The organism is Paracoccus zeaxanthinifaciens ATCC 21588, from assembly GCF_000420145.1.
Lineage (GTDB): Bacteria > Pseudomonadota > Alphaproteobacteria > Rhodobacterales > Rhodobacteraceae > Paracoccus > Paracoccus zeaxanthinifaciens.
Genome location: NZ_ATUJ01000018.1, coordinates 1 through 22,815 on the forward strand (window position 1 = coordinate 1; position 22,815 = coordinate 22,815).

A 22,815-nucleotide genomic window follows, 5' to 3' on the forward strand; every position below is an offset into this window, starting at 1 on the left:
CTCGCCGACCGAGGCTATGATGCGGATTGGTTCCGCGACGCCCTGAAAGACAAGGGGATCAGGCCCTGCATCCCGGGCCGGAAGTCCCGCGGCAAGCCCGTCAAATACGACAAGCGACGCTACAGACGACGCAACCGCATAGAGATCATGTTCGGTAGGTTGAAGGACTGGCGGCGAGTAGCGACACGTTACGATAGATGCCCAAAGGTCTTCCTCTCCGCCGTCGCTCTCGCTGCCACCGTCATGTTCTGGCTGTGACCATCAATGAGTCTGGAGCCTAGGGCCTGACCGTGGATGGCGTGGTCGGGGATCGCACCTGGGCGATGCTTCGCGACCGTCGCGACGCCCAGCCCAAAGCGCAGCCGGCCCAGGCCGATGTTCTTGCGAAGGTCACGGGCTATGCCGGCGCGGCAACGGCGCTGTCCGGGGCGGTGGCCGCCATCGGTGACGCGCTGCCCGAAAATGCGATGACCATCCTGACGGGCGGTGCGGCGGTGGCCGGGGTCATGGCCTTGGCCGCGGTGCTGTTCGTGAAGATCCGCGACGGAAAGGCGCTGTTCTGATGCGCGCCTATCTCGCAGCTGGTGCGCTGGCGGCCGTTCTGGTCGCCGGCTGGCGGTTGTTCGATCAGGGGCGCGGGGCTGAACGCTCACAGCAGCAGGCCCGCGACCTTGAAGCATGGGAAAGGGTGGATAATGCGGACGTGTCTCGCGGTGATCCTGACGACGATCTTGGCTGGCTGCATGAATGGATCGGCGGGCAGCAGTGACGGCCTTGCGGTCGCAATGAAAAAGCCCCTGCAGCGACATGCAGAGGCTTTGGTTGGTGATGACGTTGGCCGGATGCGATCAACCGGGCGCGATGTTCTGGCGGTCTATGACGCATGGACCGGTGCGAAGTGAGGGCGCGGCCCGCGAAGGTTCGCGCTGCAATGCCTGATCGCGGATATCGAGCGGGTGTAGTCAGGCGATATCCTTGGAATAGCCGAACCGCTTGAAATCGTAGTCGAACTGATCTCGCACGATTTTCAGGGCCGCGGCATCGAAGTAATCCGCCGTGGTGATCCCTTCTGTCTTGGCGCGTTTCTTGTATGTCGGCGCGTCCGGCCAGCGAAGATCAAGGCCCAACTTCTCGCCCAGCTTCGCGAAGTCGTCTGCCAAGCTTTCGTAGCGGATCAGGTAGGCGTGGAAGTCCTTGCCATCGACCTTGTAGAATTGCCTGTTCGTGGGGAGGATCGGCCGCATCTTGAGCCAGTTCAGAAACAGAAAGCGTGTCTCATCGAAAGGCCGATTTTTCAGCGACTCTTTCGTCTCATTCGGCATCCGCCAGAAGAACCAGCTCACCACCTTGTCGAACGGGTTTCGGATCGGAACCACCTTCGTGAACGTGCGGAAGGTGTAAAATCCAACCTGATTGCGGATCGCGGTCGCGTCCATGTGCGCATGGAAGGTCTTGTAACTCCCATGCGCCCGCCCGCCGATGATGCCGCGCTTCGTGATTACCTCGTTCTGGCACTCCTTGACCGGGACGCTCGGGCAGGCGAATGGTTGTAGCGCAGCCTCGATACTGGTGCTGGCCGTCTTGTGCGTCTTGATGAAGATGAACTTGTGGTCGAACGAAACTAGCACTGCGGCCCCCTCTCCGTGGCAATGGCACGCCGACCTTAGCTATTCGGGTCGCGGTTGTCGAACGGGATTGACTGGCCCGAATTCAGCCGGCGCGCTAAACGCGCTGCATGATCCATTATGGCCGCCTCTACTGCTCCTGCGGTCACCATGGCATCGCTCAGCTGAGCGATTGGGCGCCGCCTGACCGGATGTTGCCCGCGCGCGATGCGCCATCTGTGAACGGCGCGCAACAAGCTTGACCAGCTACGTCCCAGGCACCGAGTACCCGGCGCATCAGGCCGAGGCTATGGCGCGAGTGGAGGCCTTGCCGGTCTGGCGGGTGTAGGGTCAGGTGCGGTCATTCTGCGTCTCCTGTGTTGTGAGGGCGGGGAAAGCGCCGCACTGCATGCACTGACCATTCATCGCTAGGTGCAACAGGCAGACGTGCGGTTCTTGATCCTGGGCTGTGAGGGATTCGAGCATGTCGGCGGCTTGCCAAATGATCCGGCCAAATGCCCACGGTTCGGCGTAGGCTCAGGACTCGTTCTGGATCATAGCCAGAACAAGACGGTTGCGGCGAGCATGATCGCAGAGAAGAAGGTTTCCGGGCATCGGTCGTATCGGGTGGCAACGCGCCGCCAATCCTTGAGTCTGCCGAACATGATCTCGATGCGGTTGCGCCGTTTGTAGCGCCGCTTGTCGTATTTCACCGCCTTCTTGCGGGACTTCCGACCGGGAATACAGACTTTAATCCCCTTGTCTTTCAAGGCATCTCTGAACCAATCGGCTTCATAGCCTCTGTCGGCCAGAAGCCACCCCGCCTTCGGCAGGCTGCCCAGCAGAGCCGCTGCACCGGTGTAATCGCTGACTTGACCGGCCGACATGAAGAACCCGATCGGCCGCCCCTTTGCATCGGCGACGGCGTGCAATTTGGTGTTCATGCCACCTTTGGTCCGCCCGATCTGACGTGCACGCCCCCCTTTTTGACCCGCAGGCTCGACGCCGTGCGATGGGCTTTCAGATACGTCGCATCAATCATCAGCGTCTTCTGATCCGTTGCCTCCGAGGCCAATCCCTCGAAGATCCTGGCAAACACGCCCATCTCGCTCCAGCGCTTCCACCGGTTGTAGAGTGTCTTTGCCGGGCCGTATTCCTTCGGCGCGTCACGCCAGCGCAACCCATTGCGATTGATGAAGATTATGCCACTCAGGACGCGACGATCATCGACGCGGGGCTTGCCATGGCTCTTCGGAAGGAAAGGTTTGAGACGCTCCATCTGGGCGTCGGACAGCCAGTAAAGGTTGCTCATCGTTCAGGTCTCCTTGTGGGGCCTGAATCATGCCAAAGGTCTGAAATCAATGGGTCCTGAGCTTAGGCATCATCTTCCGTGCAACTGCGCAGCCGGTCGATCATATCGCGCACCTCGGCGTCGATGGGGCGGGTCATGGGCGTCTCCTATCTGCTGGGCGGGAGGTCAGTTGACTATCTGGTCGGGCCAGAAGTCAGTCACGACGACTTTGGAGTGCTCCCACATTGAGGCCAGCGCCTTCTCGGGGTCTGCACCGGACTTCACGGCGATGAGCATGAATGCGCACATCAGGTCGGCTGCTGCGGTGGCGTTGTCGCCGCCGTGGTTTCTGGCGTTCATCTGAGCCTGCATCACGCAAGCCTCGATGCGGCGCTTAATGATAGTGGATCCGTCCGCCATATCGGCCTCCGGTTAGCTGGACTCGCCAGCGGTTGAGCATATCGGCATTGTGGACCACGCGATTTTTGCCGTGGGTCAAAACGTCGAAAAGCTGTTGAAAAACAATGTCGCGGTAGTGCTATGGTAGGCCCGGCAGGACTTCCACCCGCCGGAGTCGGTTAGCTGGTCTTTTCTGCGAGGTAGAATTTCTTCGAGTCGGGGCATCCGCTCTTTCCGATGGATCTGCCTTTGAGGCGACCGTCGCGAAACTTGAATGTGGTTTCGCACATCCTGCCGTTATCGAAGTGCTTTGCGTCAAAGACCACATCCAGGGGGCCAATCGCTCTGTAGAAGTCGTTGCGCGAAACCTCTTTGAATTCTGCCATGTCAGCCTCCTGGCTATCTTTTTAATGGGTTGGATGGGGCGCAAATCGGCCCTGCGGGAAACACATGCGGTTTCCCGGTTTCGCGATTCGTTTTTGGTATGTCCGCGCCCTGTTTCCCATCTAACGGATTGAAAACAAAGGCTGCGCTATCGGATTGAAAATCCGCGTGTCGGTGGTTCGAATCCGCCTCCGGGCACCATCCTTTCCCAAAGCGATGGAAGCCTTGCCGAAACGGTCGATCCGTTCGGTCGTCGATGCTTCGTTTCCCTTTCGATACAGCCGCCTAGTGCGGCAGCTGCATCGTGAATTCGGTCAGCCCGTCGGTCGAGGTCACCTCGATCCCGCCGCCATGCGCGGCGACGATGGAGGCCGCCACATGCAGTCCCAGACCAAGGCCCTGGCCGCCCGCCGAAGGCCCGCGATGGAAGGGCCGGAACAGGTTGCGGCGCGTTTCCTCGGGGATGTCGCGGCCACGGTTGCGTACGGTGATGGTGATGCCCGTTTCCGCGATCCGGCCCGAGACCTCGACGGGGGCGTCGGGCAGGCCGTGGGTCAGCGCATTCGACAGCAGGTTGGAAATGGCCTGACCGATCCGCTGCGCATCGCAGGCGACGGGGCGGTCCAGCGCGAGGTCCAGAAGGATCTGGCGGTCCGGGCTGGCGATCCGCAGCTCCTCGACGATCTGGGATATGGTCTGGGCCAGCGGCGCGTCGTCGGTCTTGGCCACGCGGATCCCGCCGCCAAGCCGGTCGGTCGCGTGCAGCATCATGTTGTTGATCAGCTCGTTCATGCGCTGGACCGACGACTGCATCAGCGGCAGCAGGACCTGCGCGGTCTCGCCCATCGGTTCGCGCCCAAGCTGGCGCAGGCCCGCCTGGAAGGCCGCGACGGGGTTGCGCAGGTCGTGGCCCAGGATCGCCACGAACTCCTCTTGCAGGCGCGCAAGGTCGCGTTCGTATTGCAGGGCAAGGTCCTGCGCCTCCAGCCGTTCCTCGGTCTCGAGGCTCTGGCCGATCAGGTCGGCGAACATCTCCATCATGGCGATGGCGCGGGGGTTCGTGACGTCGCGCGGCTGGCTGTCCAGCGCGCAGAGCGTGCCGAAGAACGACCCGTCGCTTCGATGGATCGGGATCGAGGCATAGGCGACGATCCCGAACCGTTCCGCGATGGCGTGCCCGCGATAGACCGGATCGTTCGCGGCGTCGTCGAACACGACCTTGCAGGACGACTGGCGGACCTGCTGGCAGAAGGTGGATTGCACCTCGATCTCGTCGCCCTCGGCCAGGCCCAGGCTCATCTCGTCCACGGTGCGGCAGGCAACCCACCGATCCTCGGTCACGCGGGCGACGGCGGCAAAGCGCATCTCGGTCGCCAGCATCACGGTCTCGAGGATGGTGCGGATCGTCTCGTTGGTGGCAAGACGTTCGATATCGGCCTGGAAATCATGCGCGCCCGAGCGGAAGGCGGCGTGGTCCTGCAACCGGTGGGGCGTATCGCCGGTCATCTTCATACTCTCTCGGGGCTGTCCTACGGGTCACAGATAGGCCGAGTTTTTCATAGATCAAAGTAAAATAACGGATTTTGCACGTCCTGCATCGCTCGGGTGGGGCCGGAACGCGATGGACCGGAGGGATCGGATGGCTTAATTGTCGGTGCCGAAGCGGAACGCAGCGAAGGGGGATACGATGCGTCAATGGAAACAGGCCATGCTGGCCGGTGCCGTGCTGGTCGCGGCGGGGGCGGCACATGCGGAAACGCGGCTGACCTACAAGTCGGCCAAGACGGGCACGTCCTATTACCAGATGGCCGTCGAACTGGCCGAGGGCGTGCGCAGCGCCACCGACGGGCAGATCGGCATGACGGTCGAGGAAAGCCAGGGCTCGGTCCAGAACGTGATGGAGGTCCGCGCGCGCGGCGGCGATTACGTCTTCACCGCGCCGCCCTCGCTGGTGGCTGCGGCGCAGGGCGCGACCGGCCCGTTCGAGGGCAAGGGCAACCCGAATTTCGACGAGATCCGCGCCCTGTTCCCGATCCCCTCGCTGACCATGCATTTCGTCATGGGCGGGTCCGAGGGGCCGACCGACCTGTCCGCGCTGGAAGGGCAGCGCATCCTTCTGGGCAAGGGCAGCTTCGGCGCCAGCGAGGGTCAGAAATACCTGGATCTGTTCGGGCTGACCGACAAGGTGACCATCGCGGATGCCGAACTGTCGAACGCGGGCGATGCGCTGACGAACGGCCAGATCGACGGCTTCGTCACGGCGGGCAGCTTCCCTGCGCCGAACGTGATCGAGGCCGCCGCGGGCGAGGGTGTGCGCATCCTGTCCCTGACCGACGAGCAGGTCGCCCAGACGGGCCAGGCCCGTGTCGTCATCCCCGCCGAAGTCTATCCGGGGCAGGCGGGCGACATCGTGACCACGGGCCTGCCGGTGGTGGCCTTCGCCTCGACCGCGATGGATGACGAAACCGCCTATCAGCTGACCCGCGCCTTCTGGACGCAGCGCGATGCCATGGCCGCGAATGCGCCCTGGTGGGATGGCGTCAGCACGGAGCAGGTGGCCGAACTGGGCGCGCTGCATCCGGGCGCCGCGCGCTACTACGAAGAAGCAGGGGTGGCAGTCGGGGAATGACCGAACGGGCCGTGTCGACCATGCGGCGGGCAGCGATGCTGTCCGCCGCGTTCATTCTGACAGCCTTCCATCTGGGGCTGATCTTTTCCGGGCTGGTGCCGAACCTTGTCGCGCGGCCGCTGCATCTTGCGCTGATCCTGCCCTGGATCTTCATCTTCACCGAGGATCGCCCCCGCGGCCTCGTGGGCTGGGCGGGCGTCGTGCTGGCCTTGCTGGGCATCGGCGGGTCGGTCTGGATCGCGCTGAACGCTGGACGGCTTGCCGACCAGTACGGTTTCGTCGAGACCGGCTTCCAATATGCCGTGGGCGGCGTCCTGCTGCTGTCCGTGCTGGAGGCCGCGCGCCGTGCGATCGGCTGGCCGCTGCCGCTGATCGCGGCACTGGCGCTGGCCTATGCCGCGTTCGGTCAGCACATCCCGGGCGAGTTCGGCCACGCGCCGCTGCCCGCCGCCAGCCTGATGGGCACGCTGACCCTGGCCGAGGGCGGGATCTTCGGATCGCTGACCGGCGTGTCGGTGGGGGTCGTCGCGATCTTCGTCATCTTCGGCGCGGTGCTGAACGCGGGCGAGGCCGGGCAGGGCTTCATGAACCTTGCAGCCGCCGTCGCAGGTCGCCTGCGCGGCGGGGCGGGCAAGGTCTCGGTCATCGCATCGGCGCTGTTCGGGTCGATCTCGGGGTCGGCTTCGGCCAATGTCGCATCGACCGGCGCGATCACGATCCCCGCCATGATCCGGCTTGGATATCCCCGCCGCATCGCGGGCGCGGTCGAGGCCGTTGCATCCTCGGGCGGGCAGATCATGCCGCCGCTGATGGGCGCGGGCGCCTTCGTCATGGTCGAGCTGACGGGCACCCCCTATACCCAGATCATCGGCGCGGCGATCCTGCCGGCGATCCTGTATTTCGTGGTCGTCTGGGTGGGCATCGACGCCTATGCCCGCCGCTTCGGGCTGGGCGCGCTGCCCGCCGACCAGCGCCCCGGCGGGGCCGAGGTCGCGGTCACCTCGGCCTTCTTCGCGGTCCCCTTCGCGGTGCTGCTGGGCGGGATGTTCGGGCTGGGCTTCACGCCGCAATATTCGGCGGCGCTGGCGATCATCGCGGGTGCGGTCCTGCTGGTCGCGGGGTCGGACATGCGCATCGACATCCGCCGCGCCGCATCGAGGTTCGAGAATGCGCTGATCACTTCGGCGCGGCAAGTGGCGCTGATCGCGGCGATCATCCTCTGCGCCTCGATCATCGTGGGCGTGCTGGCGATCACCGGCCTCGGGGTCAAGGTGACGTCGCTGATCCTGTCCACGTCGAACGGGACGATCTGGCCGTCGCTGCTGCTGACCGCGCTGGCCTGCCTGGTGCTGGGGATGGAGGTGCCGACCACGGCGGCCTATGTCATCTGCATCTCGGTCGCGGGACCGGCACTGACGCAGCTGGGGCTGGAGCCGCTGCAGGCGCATCTGTTCGTCTTCTGGTTCGCGCTTCTGTCCACCATCACGCCGCCTGTCTGCGGCGCGGTCTTCATCGCCGCCGGCATGGCGCGCGAGAACTGGCTGCGCGTCGCGATCACGGCGATGGCGCTTGGGGTCGGGCTGTACCTGATCCCGCTTGGCATGGTGGCGCATCCCGCGCTGATCCGGCTGACATCCGATCCGCTTGGCGCATTGTTGGCGTTGCTGACGGTCGGCGGGGGATGCGTGGTCATCTCCTATGCGCTGATCGGGGCGCGCAGGGTGGTGCCGACGGTCGCGGGGATCGCGGTGGGTCTGGCGATGATCTTCGCCTTCGCCACCAGCTATTGAACGGGAAAGGGGCGCGGTGACGCGCCCCTTTCGGTCAGTTCGGAAGGGCCGCGCAATGCGCCCCGCCGGACGCCTGCCCCGACCCGAAGGCCAGGATCGGCGGAGCGCGGAACGGGTTCGGCGGCTCCGAGATGGCCAGGTCGAACGCGACCAGCCCCAGAACCAGGATCGCCGTCAGCGACACGGTCAGCCTGCGCGTTCTCATGCCTTCGCCTCCAATCCCAGCAGCGGCCGCAGGCGGATGCCGACGAAGGCACCTGCGAAGGCGGCGGCGAACCAGACCCAGCCATGCAGGCTGCCCGTCGAGATCCCCGAGAAGAACGCCCCCACATTACACCCGAATGCCAGCCGAGAGCTGTAGCCCAGCAGGAAGCCCGCGACGATCGTCGCGACCCATGCCCGCGCCGGATAGGAGGGCAGCTTCTGCGACAGCCCGTTGCGCCACGCGGCCACGAGGAACGCGCCCCCGATGATGCCGAGGTTGGTCAGCGAGGTCACGTCGGTCAGCAGCGACTGGCCGACGCGCGCGATATTCGCCTCGGTCCCCCAGAAGGCCGATTGCGTCAGGTCGACGCCCGTCGCCGCCGCCCCCTTGGCGACCCACAGGCCCAGCCCGTAGACGACGCCCCAGGGCTGGCCCGCGACCAGCAGGTTGAGGATCGCAAGGCCCGCCAGCACGGGGGCCGCGATCCACAGCCTGCGCGGGACGCGGCGCAGCTCTGGCGGGGCGCGCCACAGCAGGACCGCCGCGACGGCGGCCAGCGCGACCAGCGTGCCGATCAGCCCCGAGGTGCCGGAAAACGCCACCGTCGGCATCGAGCCGAGCGAGGTCCACCACAGCAGGTGGTACGCCCCGGCGAAGCTGCCGATCGCGAAGAAGGGCAGCGCCATCAGGCTGATCGGGTTGCCGCTGCCCGAATTGACCAGCGTGCCGGACCCGCAGCCCATCACGACCTGCATCGCGGCGCCAAAGACGAAGGCGCCGCCGATCATCGCAAGGCCCACGGGCGCATGTGCGCCGACGATCTCGGATCCGTGGCTGGACAGCAGCGGAAACGCGGCCAGCGCCACGATGGCGATGGCGATCAGCTGGGCGATGGTGCCGCCCGGATCGCGCCTGGTGATCGTCGCGCGCCACGGACCGGCAAAGCCGAAGCGGAACCCCTCCAGCGTGATGCCGAAGCCGAGGCCGATCATCAGCAGCAGCCCGAAGCGCGCGCCGACCATCACGGCCACCAGCCCGCAGAGGGCCAGCGCGCCCAGGATCAGCGCGCCGCGCCGGGTGATGTTGCCCGCGCGCGTAGGCGCGGGCATCGTCGTGTCGGTCATCGCCATCTCAGAAGACGTTCTTGATCTGGGTCCACAGGTGCTGGATGCGGCCCGGCGCGTTCGCCATGTCGCGCCCCGCATTGGACCAGCCCACCATCGATTCGGGATAGAGCTTCACGTTCTCGATCCCGGCCAGCTCGGACATGGCGAACCAGTTGGTCGCGGCCCAGTGGCCCGTGTTGCAGAACGAGATCAGGTTCTCGGACCCGATCAGGTCGTTTTCCTGCGCCAGCTTGCGCGCGGCGTCGGCATCGACGATGGCCGGTCCGCCCGAGAACCAGCTGCTGTGCACGAAGAAGCGCGACTGGGGCAGGGTGCCCGGACGCGCGGCGGCGGGATGGGCCTGCTCCCCCTTCCAGAAGCTTTCGGGGCGGGCATCGACCAGCTGGGTGTCGGTCTCTCCGTCGATGGCGGCCTGCACGTCGTCCACGCTGGCGGTCCAGGTGTCGTCCCAGGTGACGGTGATGTCCGAGGGCTGCGGCGTCACGGCGGCATCGTCCAGTTCCAGACCCGCCTCGGTCCAGGCGTTCAGCCCGCCGTTCAGGATCGCGAGGTCGTCGATCCCGGCGGATTTCATCGTCCAGTAGACGCGCGCGGCCGCGCCGAAATCGGTCTCGTCGCTGCCTTGGTAGGTGATGACCAGCGGGCGATCCTCGGTCAGGCCCAGCTTGCGCAGGGTCTCGGTCAGCTGTTCTTCCGAGGGCAGCTGGCCGGGATTGTCCTCGGGGCCGCGGAACAGGGCATAAGGGGCGTTGACCGCGCCCTCCACATGCCCCTCGGCATAGCTGTCGCTGCCCTCGGGGGCGCGGATGTCCAGGACGGCGACATCCTCGGAGTCCAGCAAGGTCGCCAGTTCCTGCGCGGAGACCAGCGGCTTGTCCAGCGTCTGCGCCTGAAGCGCGGTGGCGGAAAGAAGCGCTGCGGCCAGCGCGGCAGAGGCGATCGGGGTGTTCATGATACGCTCGCGTTGTCGTTGGGTCAGGGTCGATCCGAGAGATAGCAGCGATGCCCGCCCCGTTCGAGTTTCCGCGCATCCGGTGATGCCCGTGCGGGGCGGACCATGCCTGCGGATCAAGCGCTTAGGGCGGAATATCGTTCCCGAACGCTTCGACATGCCGAAACGGCGGTGGCTTGCGGGCGCGCAGCGTGGGATCAGCGTTCTTTTTCGCCGGAGGCGCGCAGGGATCGTCCCGATCATTCGGGATTCGCGTATTCTGAAATCCCGGTTTGCCGGATTTTATCGGCTGCGCGGGTGAATATCTTCGGATCAGCACATCAAGACAGCCGGAGCATCCGATGCAGACCATGATCCTGAACGACTACGGCCCCGAGGCCAGCTTTGTCCCCGCCGAACGCGCCAAGCCGCAGGCCGTCCCCGGCCATGTCGTCGTCCGCGTCAAGGCGACCAGCGTGAACACCGTCGACACGATGATCCGCGAAATGGGCAAGGACCTGCCCCTGTCGCCCGATCTGCCGGCGATCCTGGGAATGGATTTCGCGGGCATCGTCGATGAGGTGGGCGAGGGTGTCGAAGGTTTTGCCGTCGGCGACGAGGTCTATGGCTGCGCCGGTGGCCTGGCCGATCTGCAGGGCGCGCTGGCCGAGTTCATGCTCGCCGATGCCCGCCTGATCGCGCACAAGCCCGCCTCGATCGGCATGAGGGAAGCCGCCGCCGTGCCGCTGGTCGGCATCACCGCCTTCGAGGGCGTCCAGCGCGGCGGTATCGCCGCAGGCCACAAGGTGCTGGTTCATGGCGGCGCGGGCGGCGTCGGCCACCTGGCCGTTCAGCTGGCGCTTCACAAGGGCGCCGAGGTGTTCTCGACAGGCACGGGCGAGGCAAAGCTGGCCTGCATCGAGGGGTATGGCGCGCGCCCGATCGACTATCGCGCCCAGACCGTCGTGGAATACGTGGACGCCCATACGGGTGGCGCGGGCTTCGACGTGGTCTTCGACACGGTCGGCGGGCAGAACATGGCGAACTCCTTTGCCGCCGCCGCGCTGAACGGCGATGTCGTGACGACCGTGGCGCTGCTGGAGATGGACCTCAGCACGGCGCATTTCCGCGGCCTGAGCCTGCACGTGGTCTTCATGCTGATCCCGATGCTGAACGATTTCCGCCGCGAGACGCATGGCGCGATCCTGGCCGAACTGGCCCGCCTGATCGACGCGGGCGCGGTCACCCCGCTGCTGGACGATCGCCGTTTCGGCCTGAGCGATGTCGATGCCGCGTATGCCCACCTGAAAAGCGGCAATGCCATCGGCAAGGTCGTGATCGAGCTTTGACCGGACGATCCGAACGCGAAGAGGCCGGGCATTCGACAGGGTGTCCGGCCTTTTTCACATGCGGATGCGCAGGCCACGGGGCGCGCGTGCAGGATCAGGAAATCTTGGGGAAAACCTGGTGCTGTGAGAGAGGATTGAACTCTCGACCTCTCCCTTACCAAGGGAGTGCTCTACCACTGAGCTACCACAGCGCCGGTGAAGGGGCGTTTAGCCAAAGCCCTAGGGGGGTGCAAGGGGCATTTCCGCATTTTTTCGCACAGCACTTCAGAAAATCGCCGATGACGCACCGCTGCTTTCGCGATTGCTGGACGAAGGCGCGGGCGGGCGCTAACAGGAAACACCATGAACGATCGACGCGACAGCAAACCCAAGCCCGGCAGCCGGGAAGAACGCCTTGCGCAGGCGCTTCGGGCGAACCTTGCCCGACGCAAGGCGCAGGCAAGGGCGCGCAACTCGGCCGGTCGTGATCAGGACAACGAGGATGCGCCCGAAACGGGCCAGGCGACAGGCAAGGACAACTGATGGATCAGATCATCGTCGAAGGGAACGGCCCTCTGAAGGGCGAGATTCCGATTGCGGGGGCGAAGAACGCCTGCCTGACCCTGATGCCCGCGACGCTGCTGACGGACGAGCCGCTGACGCTGACGAACGCGCCGCGCCTGTCGGACATCCACACCATGACGACCCTGCTGCAGAGCCTGGGCGCCGAGGTTGCCCCGCTGCAGGACGGGCAGGTGCTGGCCATGTCCAGCCACGACCTGACCAGTCATCGCGCCGAATACGACATCGTGCGCAAGATGCGGGCCTCGATCCTGGTGCTGGGTCCGATGCTGGCGCGCGACGGCGTGGCCGAGGTCTCGCTGCCCGGCGGCTGCGGCATCGGCGCGCGTCCGGTGGACCTGCATCTGCGCGCGCTGGAGGCGATGGGCGCGCAGCTGGACCTGCGCGACGGCTATGTCTTTGCCAAGGCGCCGCAGGGTGGTCTGAAGGGCGCGACCTATGAATTCCCGCTGGTTTCGGTCGGCGCGACCGAGAACGCGCTGCTGGCCGCCGTGCTGGCTCGTGGGACAACGGTCCTGAAGAACGTCGCCCGCGAACCCGAGATCGTGGACCTTGCGCGCTGCCTGCGGGCCATGGGCGCGCAGTTGGAGGGTGAAGGCACCGGCACCATCACCATCCAGGGCGTCGAATCGCTGCACGGGGCGACCTATCCCGTCGTGACCGACCGGATCGAGCTGGGGACCTATATGCTGGCCCCCGCGATCTGCGGCGGCGAGGTCGAATGCATCGGCGGCAGGATCGAGCTTCTCTCGGCCTTCTGCGAGAAGCTGGAAGAGGCCGGCGTCACCGTCGAGGAGACCGCCCGCGGCATCAAGGTGTCCCACCACAACGGCCGCGTGAAGGCCGTGGACGTGACCACCGCGCCGTTCCCCGGCTTCCCCACCGACCTGCAGGCGCAGTTCATGGCGCTGATGTGCACCGCCGAGGGCACGAGCGTTCTGGAAGAAACCATCTTCGAGAATCGCTTCATGCACGCGCCCGAACTGACCCGCATGGGCGCAAATATCGAGGTGCATGGCGGCCACGCGACCGTGCGCGGCGTGGACAAGCTGCGCGGCGCACCGGTCATGGCGACGGATCTGCGCGCCTCGGTCAGCCTGATCCTTGCGGGGATGGCGGCGGAGGGTCAGACCACGGTCAGCCGCGTCTATCACCTCGATCGCGGTTACGAGCATGTCGTGCGCAAGCTGCGCGGCGTGGGTGCCCATATCGAACGCGTGAAGGAGGAGTGATCCATGGCCGAAGACGCCCGTTTCACCGATGCCGATCCGCGGCCCCTTGCCATCCGGGCCGAGGATGCGACCGATCTGAACATCCTGTCCTCGCTGGTGCAGGATGCGGTGCTGACCGCGTCCGACATCAGCCATGACGCCCGCGCGCGCCGCCTTGCACTGCTGGTGACGCGCTTCCGGTGGGAGGATGCCGACGCGGCCCGTTCCGAGGGCCGGGAGTTCGAGCGTGTCCGGGCGGTCCTGGCGATCGGCGACGTGATGCGCGTCGTCTCGGACGGGATCTCTCGCGATCCTGGAACCGTGCTGGAACTGCTGGCGATCCGCTGGATCCCGGGCGAGGACGGCACCGGTCGCCTTGCGCTGGATTTCGCGGGCGACGGCACGATCATGGCCGAGGTCGAGTGCATCAATCTGGACCTGCGCGACGTGACGCGCCCGCACAAGGCGGTGTCGGGCAAGGCCCCGCACCACCCCGAGTGATCGGGACATCGACCAACTGAGACCTGCGGCATCCCGTCCCCCTGCGGCGGCTTGATCCCGCAGGGCGTCCGGGGCAGTCCCGGATGCGTGAATTGCGAAACGGGGTATGCCATGCCGGTCTTTCTGAACAGCAGCGACGCGGATTTCGAAGCGGGCTTCCAGCATATGCTGTCGGCCAAGCGCGAGGACAGCGCGGACGTGAACGACACGGTCGCGGCCATCATCGCGGATGTGCGCGCGCGTGGCGATATCGCCCTGTGCGAACTGACGGCCCGGTTCGACCGGCTGGACCTGCCCCCCGAGGGGCTGCGCGTCACCGCCGCCGAGATGGACGCCGAGATCGCGAAGGTCTCGCCCGAGGATCGCGCCGCGCTGGAGCTGGCCGCCGAACGCATCCGCGCCTATCACGAACGCCAGATGCCGCAGGATCACAGCTGGACCGACGACACCGGCGCGACCCTTGGATGGCGGTGGAGCGCGGTCTCGGCAGCGGGGCTCTATGTTCCGGGCGGGCAGGCGGCCTATCCCTCGTCGGTGCTGATGAACGCGATCCCCGCGCGTGTCGCGGGGGTCGAGCGGCTGGTGATCTGCGTGCCCATGCCGGGTGGGGTGGTGAACCCGCTGGTCCTGCTGGCCGCGCGCCTGTCGGGCGTGGACGAGATCTATCGCATCGGCGGCGCGCAGGCGATCGCGGCGATGGCCTATGGCACCGACACGATCGCGCCGGTGGACAAGATCACGGGACCGGGCAACGCCTATGTCGCGGCGGCCAAGCGGCAGGTCTTCGGGCGCGTCGGCATCGACATGATCGCGGGCCCGTCCGAGGTGCTGGTGATCGCGGATGGCGACCAGAACCCCGACTGGCTGGCATGGGATCTGCTGGCGCAGGCCGAACATGACGCGGATGCGCAGTCGATCCTGATCACCACCGATCCCGCCATGGCCCGTGCCACCGCAGATGCCGTCGAGCGCATCATCCCCACGCTGGACCGCGCGGCCATCGCGGGCGCAAGCTGGCGCGATTACGGCACCGTCATCACCGTCCGCGACCTGGACGAGGCCGCGGCCCTTTCGGATCGCATCGCCCCCGAGCATCTGGAACTGGTCGTGGCCGAGCCCGAGGCGCTGGCGGCGAAATGCCGCCACGCGGGCGCGATCTTCCTGGGCGCGCATACCCCCGAGGCGGTCGGCGACTATGTCAGCGGGCCGAATCACGTGCTGCCGACCGCGCGGTCGGCGCGCTTCTCGTCGGGGCTGTCGGTCATGGATTTCGTCAAGCGCACGACCATGGCGCGGCTGACGCCCGGTTCCCTTGCGTCCATCGGCCCCGCCGCGGTGCGCCTTGCCGCATCCGAGGGCTTGCAGGCGCATGGCGCTTCGGTTCAGGCTAGGCTGGGGACCCTGAACGAGAGAATGCCCGAATGAGCCGCATCATCAGGATCGAGATCGACGACAGCGCCATCCCGCCTGCCACCCCCGAGATGGAGCAGGAGCGCCGCGTCGCCATCTTCGACCTGATCGAGGATAACAGCTTTGCCGTGCCTGCCCGCGAGGGGGGCACGGAACCCGAAGGGCCCTTCGTGCTGGAGCTGTGCATCCGCGACGGGCGGCTGGTCTTCGACCTTCAGGACGAGGCCGCCGCGAAGGTGGCAGAGTTCCACCTGTCGCTCGGGCCGTTCCGGCAGGTGGTCAAGGACTACTTCCAGATCTGCCAGAGCTATTTCGATGCGGTGAAGCGGCTGCCCCCCGCCCAGATCGAGGCGATCGACATGGCACGGCGCGGCATCCACAACGAAGGCGCGCGCACCCTGCAGGAACGGCTGGAGGGCAAGGCGCGGCTGGATATCGACACGGCCCGCCGCCTGTTCACCCTGATCTGCGCCCTGATACCGCAGGGCTGAAGGGATGGCGCAGGGCAAGATCCCCTCATCGGTCCTGTTCTGCTGCGATCACAATGCCATTCGCTCGCCCATGGCCGAGGGGATGATGAAGCAGTTCTACGGCAGGCTGGCCTATGTCCAGTCGGCCGGCGTGAAAAGCGACATGGAGGTGGACGGCTTCGCCATCGCCGTCTGCGACGAGATCGGCGTGCCCCTGGCCAACCACCGCGCCCGCAGCTTTGACGAGATGCGCGACTGGGGGGACGACCTGTCGCAGTTCGACCTGATCGTCGCCCTGTCGCCCGCCAGTCAGCGCATGGCGCTGGAGATGACGCGCCACGCGCATCTGGATGTCGAATACTGGCCCGTCATGGACCCTGCCGGACTGGCCGAGGGTCGAGAGGCCAAGCTGGACGCCTATCGCCAGACGCGCGACCAGATCCGGTCGCGCATGCTGGAACGTTTCGGCGAACCCGACCGTTAGCGGCGCCAGTTCGCGGGCACGTCCCATGCGGGGCGGGCGATCTCCTGCTCGACATCCATGCGGGTCAGGCCGATATCGGCCAGCTGCTTGTCGGTCAGCCGGTCCAGCGCGATGCGGCTGCGACGGACGTCGAAGATGGTCATGATACGCTCCAGCCAGTTGGGCCGCGGCAGGATGCCGTGACCGGTGACGACGCGGAGCATTGCGGCGGACTTGACGGACATGGTTCAACCTCGATGATGAAATGTATCAATGCGCATGATGAAATGGCGTTCCTTCATCTTGCAGGTTGATATGTAGGCCAGCTGAAGTCATATTTGAAACGAATGGTTTTGATGCGATCCATCAACCGACGTAAAGGATGTGAACGATGCGCAACATGGATATCGCGACGCTGCGGTCGCTGCAGGCAGTGGCCGAATATGGCGCCGTCACCCGCGCGGCAGAGGCGCTGAACATGACGCAGAGCGCGCTCTCGATGCAGATGAAGCGGCTGGAGGAGGTGTTCGGACGGCCCATGCTGCAGAAGGCGGGCAGGGGGGTGATGCTGACCGATTTCGCGCAGGATCTGCTGGGCGAAAGCCGCAAGATGGTCGCGCTGAACGACGCGATCCTGTCGCGCTTTACCGGCGCGCGTCCCAAGGCCAGGCTGCGCGTGGGGCTGACCAGCGACTGGCTGTTCACCAAGGTCGCGCAGACCGTACGCGCCTTTCGCGCCGATTACCCGCAGGTCGAGCTGAACATCGAGGGCGCCCGCAGCAAGGACCTTCGCGCACAGATGCGGCGGGGCGAACACGACATCATCCTGACGACCGAATTCGACGCGCCGCCCGGTGCGCATCACCTGGCCAAGGTGGATCTGGCATGGTTCGGGGCGGCAGGCGGGCAGGCGTGGCGCGAAAGGCCGCTGCCGCTGTCCAATTCGCCGCATTGTGCCTATCACCCCGTCGCGCTGGACGCGCTGGAACGGGCGGGCATCGAGTGGCAGCAGGTGGTGGCCGATGGCGGCAGCGAGACCTGGTTGGTCCTTGCCGCCGCCGATCTGGGCCTGACGATCCTGCCGCGCGGTCTGCACCAGCCGGGGCTGGAGCCGGTCGAGCATGGCGGCGCGTTGCCGCCGCTGCCCCCGACATGGCTGAACGTCTATGTCGCCGATGGCCCCGCACGCGACGTGGCCACCGATTTCGCGGGCTATCTTCGCCGCGTCGTCTGCGAGGTTGCCGCAGCCGCGTAAGCGGTCAGACCACGACCCCCGCGCCGTCGGTCGCATCGCCCGCGACCGCGCGGAAGGCCGCGAACATCTCGCGGCCAAGACCCTGCTGGCTGTTCGACAGATCGGCCTGAACCGGGGTGCGGCTGTCGAAATCGGGGGCAAGACACTCGATCTGGCCGGTCTCGGCATCCAGCCGGATCACGTCGCCATCCTGCACGCGGGCAAGCGGCCCGCCCGTCGCGGCCTCGGGCGAGACGTGGATCGCGGCGGGCACCTTGCCCGATGCGCCCGACATGCGCCCGTCGGTCAGCAGCGCGACCTTCAGCCCGCGATCCTGCAGCACCGCCAGCACCGGGGTCAGCGAATGCAGTTCCGGCATCCCGTTGGCGCGCGGACCCTGGAAGCGAACGACGACGATCGTGTCCTCGGTGAATTCGCCGGCGCGGAAGGCGGTCTTGACCTCTTCCTGGTCGGCAAAGACGCGGGCCTTGGCCTCGATCACGCGACGCTCGGGTGCGACGGCGCTGACCTTGATGACACCGCGACCCAGATTGCCCGACAGCTGCTTCAGCCCACCCGTCTTGGCGAAGGGGTCGGTCGCGGGACGAAGGATCTTGTCGTTCAGGCTGTCCTTGGCGCCAGCCTCCCACCGGACGCGGCCATCCGCGACCTTGGGTTCGGCGGTGTATCCGTCCAGCCCCGTGCCGTTGATCGTCTTGACGTCGGGATGCAGCAGGCCGTTCTCCAGCAGCTGCCCGATCATGTAGCCGAGACCCCCGGCGGCGTGGAAATGGTTCACGTCCGCCAGACCGTTGGGATAGACCCGCGCCATCAGCGGCACGTTTTCCGAGATGTCGTGGAAATCCTCGATGTCGAGGATCACGCCCGCCGCGCGCGCCATCGCGGGCAAATGCAGCACCAGGTTGGTCGAGCCGCCCGTCGCCATCAGGCCGACCATGCCGTTCACGAAGGCGCGTTCGTCCAGGACCTGGCCCGCGGGCATGTATTCGTTGCCCAGATTGGTGATCGCCGCCGCGCGTTCGACCGCAGCCGTGGTCAGCGCCTCGCGCAGGGGGGTGTTCGGGTTGACGAAGCTGGAGCCGGGCAGGTGCAGGCCCATGAACTCCATCAGCATCTGGTTGGTGTTCGCGGTGCCGTAGAAGGTGCAGGTCCCCGCCGAATGATAGGACGCCATCTCGGCCGCCATCAGCGCGTCGCGCCCGACCTCTCCGGCCGCGAATTGCTGGCGGACCTTCGATTTCTCGTCGTTGGGCAGCCCCGAGGGCATGGGACCGGCGGGCACGAAGACCGCCGGGATGTGCCCGAAGGTCGCCGCCGCGATGATCAGCCCCGGCACGATCTTGTCGCAGACGCCCAGATACATCGCCGAATCGAAGCAGTCATGCGACAGCCCGACGCCCGCCGCCAGCGCGATCACGTCGCGGGAAAACAGCGACAGCTCCATCCCCGGTCGTCCCTGGGTCACGCCGTCACACATAGCAGGCACGCCGCCCGCGACCTGCACCGTGGCGCCTGCCGCATGACCCGCGCGGCGGATGATGTCGGGGAAACGCTCGTAGGGCTGATGCGCCGACAGCATGTCGTTATAGGCGGTGACGATCCCGATATTGGGCTTGCGCGTCGTCGCCATGTCGTCCTTGTCGGCCATCGCGGCATAGGCGTGGGCCTGGTTGCCGCAGGACAGGTGCGCCCGCGCGGGTCCGTCCTGGGCCGCCTTCTCGATTTTCTGCAGATATGCCGCGCGCGAGGCGAGAGAGCGTTCGCGGATCCGGTCGGTGACGCGTTCGATGCTGGCGTGAAGTGTCATGTGGCTTCCCTCTGGCTTCGGGCGGAGCATACGTAGTTAGCGTTAACAATTCAACCGCCCGACAACAGCGAAACGCAGCTCGCCCGCCCTGCGGTTGCGAAAATTTGCGCAGGGATCGCAGGCATCGCCGCTTGTGCGGGGGCGGGCGTCATGCCAGATCGGTCCGCGAAAGGAACCCCTGCCATGTCCGACCTGCCCGTCATCCGCCTGCGTCCGAAATCCAAGCCCCAGGCGATCCGCCACGGATTCCCCTGGGTCTTCGCGGATGAGACCGTCCTCGACCGCCGCACCAAGTCCATCGAACCCGGCGGCTTCGCCATCCTCGAGGATGCCGAGCGCAAGCCGCTGGCGTTGGTCACGGTGAACACCAATTCCAAGATCGTCGCGCGGGTCATGGATGCCGACCCCGAGGCGCGCGTCAACGCGGCATGGCTGGAACGCCGCATCGCACGCGCGCTGGCCATGCGGCAGCGGTTCTACGACCAGCCCTTCTATCGCCTGGTCCATGCCGAGGCCGACGGCCTGCCGGGGCTGGTGATCGACCGTTTCGGCGACGCGGCGGTGATGCAGCCGAACGCGGCCTGGGCCGATGCGATGGCCGACCGCATCGCCGATGCGCTGGTCGAGATCGCGGGCGTCAGCACGGTCGTCCTGAACGGGCAGGGCCGCGCACGCGGGCTGGAGGGTCTGCCCGAGCGGATGGAGGTCATCCGCGGCACCGCGCCTGCGGCTCCGATCCCGGTCGCGATGAACGGCGCGACCTATCTTGCGGACCTGATGGGCGGGCAGAAGACCGGCCTGTTCTTCGACCAGCGCCCCAACCACGCCTTTGCCCAGTCGCTTGTCGACAAGGGCGAGGTGCTGGACATGTTCAGCCATGTCGGCGGCTTCGGCCTTGCCATGCTGGCGGCGGGGGCGGAACGCGCGACCTGCGTCGATGCAAGCGCCCCCGCGCTGGAGCTTGCGGTGGGCGGTGCGCGCGCCATGGGCGCCGAGGACCGGCTGGAGACCCTGCGCGGCGACGCCTTTGCCATGCTGGAACAGCTGGCCGCTGACAATCGCCGCTTCGACGTGGTGATCTGCGATCCGCCCGCCTTCGCCCCCGCTAAGCCCGCGCTCGAGGCCGGGCTGCGTGCATATGAACGCGTCGCGCGGCTGGCGGCGCAGTTGGTCAAGCCCGGCGGCTATCTGGGGCTGTGCAGCTGCAGCCACGCGGCCGACATGACCAGCTTCCGCAATGTCAGCGCGCGCGGCATCGGGCGCGGCGGTCGCCGGGGGCAGCTGCTGCACAGCGGCCAGGCCGGTCCCGACCATCCGACGCTGCCGCAGCTGGCCGAGACCGGATACCTCAAGTCGCTGTTCTTCCGGTTGGACTGATGCGCGCATTGCTGGATGCGAACGTCCTGTTCCCCACCATCCTGCGAGAGATCCTGACCGATCTTGCCGCAGAGGGGCTCTATGTCCCCATGTGGTCGGATCGCATCCTTGGCGAATGGTCCCGCGCGGCGCTTCGCGTGGGGCCGGTCGCCGCCCAGATCGCCGGGGCCGAGATCGCGCTGCTGCGCGAACGCTTCCCCGATGCCGTCCAGCCCGATAACGGCGACCGGGCGATCGACCTGGACCTTCCCGACCCCGCCGACCGCCACGTGGTCGAGGCCGCGCTGGCAGGGCGGGCTGACCTGATCGTCACCGCGAACCTGCGTGATTTCCCGCGCCCGCTGATGTCGCGGCTGGGACTGCGGGCGATCCATCCCGACGCTTTCCTGCTGGACATCCACGCGCTTGACGCGGACGCCCTGCACCGCGCGGTCGCCAACGCCCGCGCCCGTGCCGAAGCTGCCGGCGGCGCGATGAGTTCTGCGGAATTGTTGAAACGCTGCCGCCTGCCGCGGCTCGCCAAGCTGATGAAGGTGTAATTCGCGTTGCTGTTACCGCTCACACACGATATTGCGGATGTCAAACACAAGGAGGACAGCATGGTCTCGCGCGTCATTCCGGTCGATGATTTCGACCTCGTGATCTTCGGCGCCACGGGCGATCTTTCGCATCGAAAGATCCTGCCGGGGCTTTTCCGCCGCTTTGTCGCGGGCCAGATCCCGCCCAAGGCGCAGATCATCGGCGCCGCCCGCACCGATCAGAGCGACGACGACTTCCGGGCCGAAGCCAAGGCCGCCGTCTGCGAATTCGCGGGCGTCAAGGCGGATGACGCCACGCTGGCCGAATTCCTGGGCATGCTGGGTTACGTGCCCATCGACGCCAAGGGCGAGGGCGGCTGGAAGGAGCTGAAGTCGCGCATGCGCGATGGCGCGGTCCACGCCTTCTACTTCTCGGTCGCGCCGTCGCTGTTCGGCGACATCGCGGAACGGCTGGCGGGCCACGGCATCGCCGATGACGACAGCCGCATCGTGGTGGAAAAGCCTTTCGGCCGCGATCTGGAAACCGCCCGCGCGCTGAACGCCACGCTGGCGCGGCATTTCACCGAACAGCAGATCTACCGGATCGACCATTACCTGGGCAAGGAAACCGTCCAGAACCTGATGGCCGTCCGCTTCGCCAACGTCCTGTTCGAACCGCTGTGGAACGCGCAGTTCATCGACCACGTGCAGATCACCGTGGCCGAGACGGTGGGCGTGACCGGGCGCGGCGCCTATTACGACAAGTCCGGCGCGATCCGCGACATGGTCCAGAACCACATGATGCAGCTTCTGTGCCTGATCGCGATGGAGCCGCCCTATCACTTCGATCCCGACGCCGTGCGCGACGAGAAGCTGAAGGTCATCCGCGCGCTGGAACCGGTCGAACCCCACGAGATCGTGCGCGGCCAGTACCAGGCCGATGGCGATGCCCCCAGCTATCTCGAGGATGCCGAGGATCCCGCCAGCCGCACCGAGAGCTATGTCGCGATGAAGGTCCGCATCTCGAACTGGCGCTGGCAGGGAACGCCCTTCTACCTGCGCACGGGCAAGAAGCTGCGCGCCCGCACCTCCGAGATCGCGATCACCTTCAAGGAGCCGCCGCACTCGATCTTCGACGACAGCGGCCACCCCAAGGCCAACGAGCTGGTCATCCGCCTGCAGCCCAACGAGGGCATGAACATGCGCGTGATGATCAAGGAACCCGGACCGGGTGGCATGCGTCTGGTGCAGGTGCCGCTGGACATGTCCTTCGCGGATGCGCTTGGCCCCGAAGGGCGGGACATGCCCGATGCCTATGAACGGCTGATCATGGACGTGATCCGCGGCAACCAGACATTGTTCATGCGCGGCGACGAGGTCGAGGCGGCATGGGCGTGGACCGACCCGATCATCCAGGCCTGGGAGGACAGCAAGCGCGCCCCGGAGCCTTACGATCCCGGTTCCTCGGGCCCGGACGAGGCCCTGCGCCTGATGCACCGCGACAACCGCCGCTGGAGGGAGATCCGCTGATGG

At 66.4% G+C, this 22,815-nt stretch carries 26 protein-coding genes and 1 tRNA gene; 16 read left to right on the top strand and 11 right to left on the bottom strand.

The features are described from left to right. From F804_RS0113885 to F804_RS0113895, 3 genes are all read left to right on the top strand, one after another. Positions 1-258, top strand: a 258-nt coding sequence (locus F804_RS0113885; RefSeq protein ID WP_022708355.1) for an IS5/IS1182 family transposase, incomplete at its 5' end; no start/stop codon positions are given. 65 nt (positions 259-323) lie between these two features. Beyond that, positions 324-563 carry a hypothetical protein gene (locus tag F804_RS0113890; protein WP_156845254.1) on the top strand — a complete coding sequence of 80 codons (240 nt, stop codon included), beginning with the start codon at positions 324-326 and terminating at the stop codon, positions 561-563. After that, the gene (locus F804_RS0113895) at positions 563-769 is read left to right on the top strand and encodes a hypothetical protein (protein ID WP_022708357.1); all 207 of its coding nucleotides are present in this window, start codon (positions 563-565) and stop codon (positions 767-769) included. The genes F804_RS0113890 and F804_RS0113895 overlap by 1 nt, the downstream gene beginning before the upstream one ends. 193 nt (positions 770-962) lie before the next feature. On the opposite strand, the gene F804_RS0113900 is transcribed toward F804_RS0113895, so the two are convergent. The 5 genes from F804_RS0113900 to F804_RS0113930 all read right to left on the bottom strand — a co-directional run bounded on the left by F804_RS0113900 (position 963) and on the right by F804_RS0113930 (position 5,184). Continuing rightward, a complete protein-coding gene (locus F804_RS0113900; protein WP_028726003.1) occupies positions 963-1,628 on the bottom strand; it encodes a sulfotransferase family 2 domain-containing protein in 666 nt (221 codons plus the stop codon). Positions 1,629-2,158: 530 nt separating this feature from the next. Next, a protein-coding gene (locus tag F804_RS17240) for an IS5 family transposase (RefSeq protein ID WP_156845255.1) occupies positions 2,159-2,916 on the bottom strand; the annotation gives its coding sequence in 2 pieces (ribosomal slippage) (positions 2,159-2,592 and positions 2,592-2,916; 759 coding nt in all). Positions 2,917-3,081: 165 nt separating this feature from the next. Beyond that, positions 3,082-3,315: a hypothetical protein gene (locus F804_RS0113920; RefSeq protein WP_022708360.1), complete on the bottom strand. Its 234-nt coding sequence runs from the start codon at positions 3,313-3,315 to the stop codon at positions 3,082-3,084. Between the two features lie 158 nt (positions 3,316-3,473). Then, the gene (locus F804_RS0113925) at positions 3,474-3,680 is read right to left on the bottom strand and encodes a hypothetical protein (RefSeq protein ID WP_022708361.1); all 207 of its coding nucleotides are present in this window, start codon (positions 3,678-3,680) and stop codon (positions 3,474-3,476) included. A gap of 283 nt (positions 3,681-3,963) precedes the next feature. Next, positions 3,964-5,184, bottom strand: a complete 1,221-nt coding sequence (locus F804_RS0113930; RefSeq protein ID WP_040596061.1) for a GAF domain-containing sensor histidine kinase — start codon at positions 5,182-5,184, stop codon at positions 3,964-3,966. A 181-nt stretch (positions 5,185-5,365) separates the two neighbouring features. Here F804_RS0113930 and F804_RS0113935 point away from each other — a divergent pair, with 181 nt between their 5' ends. Both F804_RS0113935 and F804_RS0113940 read left to right on the top strand, forming a co-directional pair. Further along, positions 5,366-6,307: a TAXI family TRAP transporter solute-binding subunit gene (locus tag F804_RS0113935; protein ID WP_022708363.1), complete on the top strand. Its 942-nt coding sequence runs from the start codon at positions 5,366-5,368 to the stop codon at positions 6,305-6,307. Continuing rightward, positions 6,304-8,097, top strand: a complete 1,794-nt coding sequence (locus tag F804_RS0113940; RefSeq protein ID WP_022708364.1) for a TRAP transporter fused permease subunit — start codon at positions 6,304-6,306, stop codon at positions 8,095-8,097. Before F804_RS0113935 ends, F804_RS0113940 begins: the two co-directional genes overlap by 4 nt. A gap of 34 nt (positions 8,098-8,131) precedes the next feature. Here F804_RS0113940 and F804_RS17545 read toward each other — a convergent pair whose 3' ends face one another. Genes F804_RS17545 through F804_RS0113955 form a run of 3 tightly spaced genes read right to left on the bottom strand, consistent with a single transcriptional unit; the run spans position 8,132 to position 10,381 of the window. Beyond that, positions 8,132-8,302: a hypothetical protein gene (locus tag F804_RS17545; protein ID WP_022708365.1), complete on the bottom strand. Its 171-nt coding sequence runs from the start codon at positions 8,300-8,302 to the stop codon at positions 8,132-8,134. Then, positions 8,299-9,426, bottom strand: coding sequence for a YeeE/YedE thiosulfate transporter family protein (locus F804_RS0113950; protein WP_028726008.1), 1,128 nt, complete (start codon positions 9,424-9,426; stop codon positions 8,299-8,301). The genes F804_RS17545 and F804_RS0113950 overlap by 4 nt, the downstream gene beginning before the upstream one ends. A gap of 7 nt (positions 9,427-9,433) precedes the next feature. Next, entirely contained in the window at positions 9,434-10,381 is a 948-nt protein-coding gene (locus tag F804_RS0113955; RefSeq protein ID WP_022708367.1) for a sulfurtransferase, read from the bottom strand. Between the two features lie 350 nt (positions 10,382-10,731). Between F804_RS0113955 and F804_RS0113960 the strand changes: the two genes are divergently transcribed. Beyond that, positions 10,732-11,709 carry a zinc-dependent alcohol dehydrogenase family protein gene (locus F804_RS0113960; RefSeq protein WP_245540368.1) on the top strand — a complete coding sequence of 326 codons (978 nt, stop codon included), beginning with the start codon at positions 10,732-10,734 and terminating at the stop codon, positions 11,707-11,709. Between the two features lie 116 nt (positions 11,710-11,825). Here the strand turns inward: F804_RS0113960 and F804_RS0113965 are convergent. Beyond that, positions 11,826-11,900, bottom strand: a tRNA-Thr gene (locus F804_RS0113965). Positions 11,901-12,051: 151 nt separating this feature from the next. Here F804_RS0113965 and F804_RS0113970 point away from each other — a divergent pair. The 6 genes from F804_RS0113970 (at position 12,052) to F804_RS0113995 (ending at position 16,346) form a co-directional block, all read left to right on the top strand. After that, the gene (locus F804_RS0113970; protein ID WP_022708369.1) at positions 12,052-12,231 is read left to right on the top strand and encodes a hypothetical protein; all 180 of its coding nucleotides are present in this window, start codon (positions 12,052-12,054) and stop codon (positions 12,229-12,231) included. Beyond that, complete coding sequence (murA, locus tag F804_RS0113975) at positions 12,231-13,502, top strand: UDP-N-acetylglucosamine 1-carboxyvinyltransferase (RefSeq protein WP_022708370.1); 1,272 nt, start codon at positions 12,231-12,233, stop codon at positions 13,500-13,502. The genes F804_RS0113970 and murA overlap by 1 nt, the downstream gene beginning before the upstream one ends. Positions 13,503-13,505: 3 nt before the next feature. Continuing rightward, positions 13,506-13,982 (top strand): DUF2948 family protein, encoded by a 477-nt coding sequence (locus F804_RS0113980; protein ID WP_022708371.1) that lies wholly within the window; start codon positions 13,506-13,508, stop codon positions 13,980-13,982. 111 nt (positions 13,983-14,093) lie between these two features. Then, a complete protein-coding gene (hisD, locus tag F804_RS0113985) occupies positions 14,094-15,407 on the top strand; it encodes a histidinol dehydrogenase (protein ID WP_022708372.1) in 1,314 nt (437 codons plus the stop codon). Further along, the gene (locus F804_RS0113990) at positions 15,404-15,883 is read left to right on the top strand and encodes a UPF0262 family protein (protein ID WP_022708373.1); all 480 of its coding nucleotides are present in this window, start codon (positions 15,404-15,406) and stop codon (positions 15,881-15,883) included. The genes hisD and F804_RS0113990 overlap by 4 nt, the downstream gene beginning before the upstream one ends. A 4-nt stretch (positions 15,884-15,887) precedes the next feature. Further along, on the top strand, positions 15,888-16,346 hold the full coding sequence (locus tag F804_RS0113995) for an arsenate-mycothiol transferase ArsC (RefSeq protein ID WP_022708374.1): 459 nt from the start codon (positions 15,888-15,890) through the stop codon (positions 16,344-16,346). Here the strand turns inward: F804_RS0113995 and F804_RS0114000 are convergent. Beyond that, on the bottom strand, positions 16,343-16,570 hold the full coding sequence (locus tag F804_RS0114000; RefSeq protein WP_051142387.1) for a DUF1127 domain-containing protein: 228 nt from the start codon (positions 16,568-16,570) through the stop codon (positions 16,343-16,345). The genes F804_RS0113995 and F804_RS0114000 overlap by 4 nt on opposite strands. Before the next feature lie 146 nt (positions 16,571-16,716). On the opposite strand from F804_RS0114000, the gene F804_RS16595 reads away from it, so the two are divergent. After that, complete coding sequence (locus F804_RS16595) at positions 16,717-17,580, top strand: LysR family transcriptional regulator (protein ID WP_022708376.1); 864 nt, start codon at positions 16,717-16,719, stop codon at positions 17,578-17,580. Between the two features lie 4 nt (positions 17,581-17,584). Here F804_RS16595 and edd read toward each other — a convergent pair whose 3' ends face one another. Next, on the bottom strand, positions 17,585-19,387 hold the full coding sequence (edd, locus tag F804_RS0114010) for a phosphogluconate dehydratase (RefSeq protein WP_022708377.1): 1,803 nt from the start codon (positions 19,385-19,387) through the stop codon (positions 17,585-17,587). A 183-nt stretch (positions 19,388-19,570) separates the two neighbouring features. Between edd and F804_RS0114015 the strand changes: the two genes are divergently transcribed. From F804_RS0114015 to zwf, 3 genes are read left to right on the top strand one after another with little or no spacing between them, the layout of a single operon-like run. Next, a complete protein-coding gene (locus F804_RS0114015; RefSeq protein ID WP_022708378.1) occupies positions 19,571-20,764 on the top strand; it encodes an RSP_2647 family RNA methyltransferase in 1,194 nt (397 codons plus the stop codon). After that, positions 20,764-21,303, top strand: coding sequence for an RSP_2648 family PIN domain-containing protein (locus tag F804_RS0114020; protein WP_022708379.1), 540 nt, complete (start codon positions 20,764-20,766; stop codon positions 21,301-21,303). Before F804_RS0114015 ends, F804_RS0114020 begins: the two co-directional genes overlap by 1 nt. Positions 21,304-21,363: 60 nt before the next feature. Next, positions 21,364-22,812 (top strand): glucose-6-phosphate dehydrogenase, encoded by a 1,449-nt coding sequence (zwf, locus tag F804_RS0114025; RefSeq protein ID WP_022708380.1) that lies wholly within the window; start codon positions 21,364-21,366, stop codon positions 22,810-22,812. Positions 22,813-22,815: the final 3 nt, after the last annotated feature.

What these genes read in the sequence shown, in the direction of transcription:
- F804_RS0113955 (WP_022708367.1), bottom strand. Translation starts at nt 10,381, where the DNA reads ATGAACACCCCGATCGCCTCTGCCGCGCTGGCCGCAGCGCTTCTTTCC.
- F804_RS0114015 (WP_022708378.1), top strand. Translation starts at nt 19,571, where the DNA reads ATGTCCGACCTGCCCGTCATCCGCCTGCGTCCGAAATCCAAGCCCCAG.
- zwf (WP_022708380.1), top strand. Translation starts at nt 21,364, where the DNA reads ATGGTCTCGCGCGTCATTCCGGTCGATGATTTCGACCTCGTGATCTTC.
- F804_RS0113995 (WP_022708374.1), top strand. Translation starts at nt 15,888, where the DNA reads ATGGCGCAGGGCAAGATCCCCTCATCGGTCCTGTTCTGCTGCGATCAC.
- F804_RS0113970 (WP_022708369.1), top strand. Translation starts at nt 12,052, where the DNA reads ATGAACGATCGACGCGACAGCAAACCCAAGCCCGGCAGCCGGGAAGAA.
- F804_RS0113980 (WP_022708371.1), top strand. Translation starts at nt 13,506, where the DNA reads ATGGCCGAAGACGCCCGTTTCACCGATGCCGATCCGCGGCCCCTTGCC.
- F804_RS0113935 (WP_022708363.1), top strand. Translation starts at nt 5,366, where the DNA reads ATGCGTCAATGGAAACAGGCCATGCTGGCCGGTGCCGTGCTGGTCGCG.
- F804_RS0113960 (WP_245540368.1), top strand. Translation starts at nt 10,732, where the DNA reads ATGATCCTGAACGACTACGGCCCCGAGGCCAGCTTTGTCCCCGCCGAA.
- F804_RS0113890 (WP_156845254.1), top strand. Translation starts at nt 324, where the DNA reads ATGCTTCGCGACCGTCGCGACGCCCAGCCCAAAGCGCAGCCGGCCCAG.
- hisD (WP_022708372.1), top strand. Translation starts at nt 14,094, where the DNA reads ATGCCGGTCTTTCTGAACAGCAGCGACGCGGATTTCGAAGCGGGCTTC.
- F804_RS0114020 (WP_022708379.1), top strand. Translation starts at nt 20,764, where the DNA reads ATGCGCGCATTGCTGGATGCGAACGTCCTGTTCCCCACCATCCTGCGA.
- F804_RS0113930 (WP_040596061.1), bottom strand. Translation starts at nt 5,184, where the DNA reads ATGACCGGCGATACGCCCCACCGGTTGCAGGACCACGCCGCCTTCCGC.
- F804_RS0113895 (WP_022708357.1), top strand. Translation starts at nt 563, where the DNA reads ATGCGCGCCTATCTCGCAGCTGGTGCGCTGGCGGCCGTTCTGGTCGCC.
- F804_RS0113950 (WP_028726008.1), bottom strand. Translation starts at nt 9,426, where the DNA reads ATGACCGACACGACGATGCCCGCGCCTACGCGCGCGGGCAACATCACC.
- F804_RS0113940 (WP_022708364.1), top strand. Translation starts at nt 6,304, where the DNA reads ATGACCGAACGGGCCGTGTCGACCATGCGGCGGGCAGCGATGCTGTCC.
- edd (WP_022708377.1), bottom strand. Translation starts at nt 19,387, where the DNA reads ATGACACTTCACGCCAGCATCGAACGCGTCACCGACCGGATCCGCGAA.
- F804_RS16595 (WP_022708376.1), top strand. Translation starts at nt 16,717, where the DNA reads ATGCGCAACATGGATATCGCGACGCTGCGGTCGCTGCAGGCAGTGGCC.
- F804_RS0113990 (WP_022708373.1), top strand. Translation starts at nt 15,404, where the DNA reads ATGAGCCGCATCATCAGGATCGAGATCGACGACAGCGCCATCCCGCCT.
- F804_RS0114000 (WP_051142387.1), bottom strand. Translation starts at nt 16,570, where the DNA reads ATGTCCGTCAAGTCCGCCGCAATGCTCCGCGTCGTCACCGGTCACGGC.
- F804_RS0113920 (WP_022708360.1), bottom strand. Translation starts at nt 3,315, where the DNA reads ATGGCGGACGGATCCACTATCATTAAGCGCCGCATCGAGGCTTGCGTG.
- murA (WP_022708370.1), top strand. Translation starts at nt 12,231, where the DNA reads ATGGATCAGATCATCGTCGAAGGGAACGGCCCTCTGAAGGGCGAGATT.
- F804_RS0113925 (WP_022708361.1), bottom strand. Translation starts at nt 3,680, where the DNA reads ATGGCAGAATTCAAAGAGGTTTCGCGCAACGACTTCTACAGAGCGATT.
- F804_RS17545 (WP_022708365.1), bottom strand. Translation starts at nt 8,302, where the DNA reads ATGAGAACGCGCAGGCTGACCGTGTCGCTGACGGCGATCCTGGTTCTG.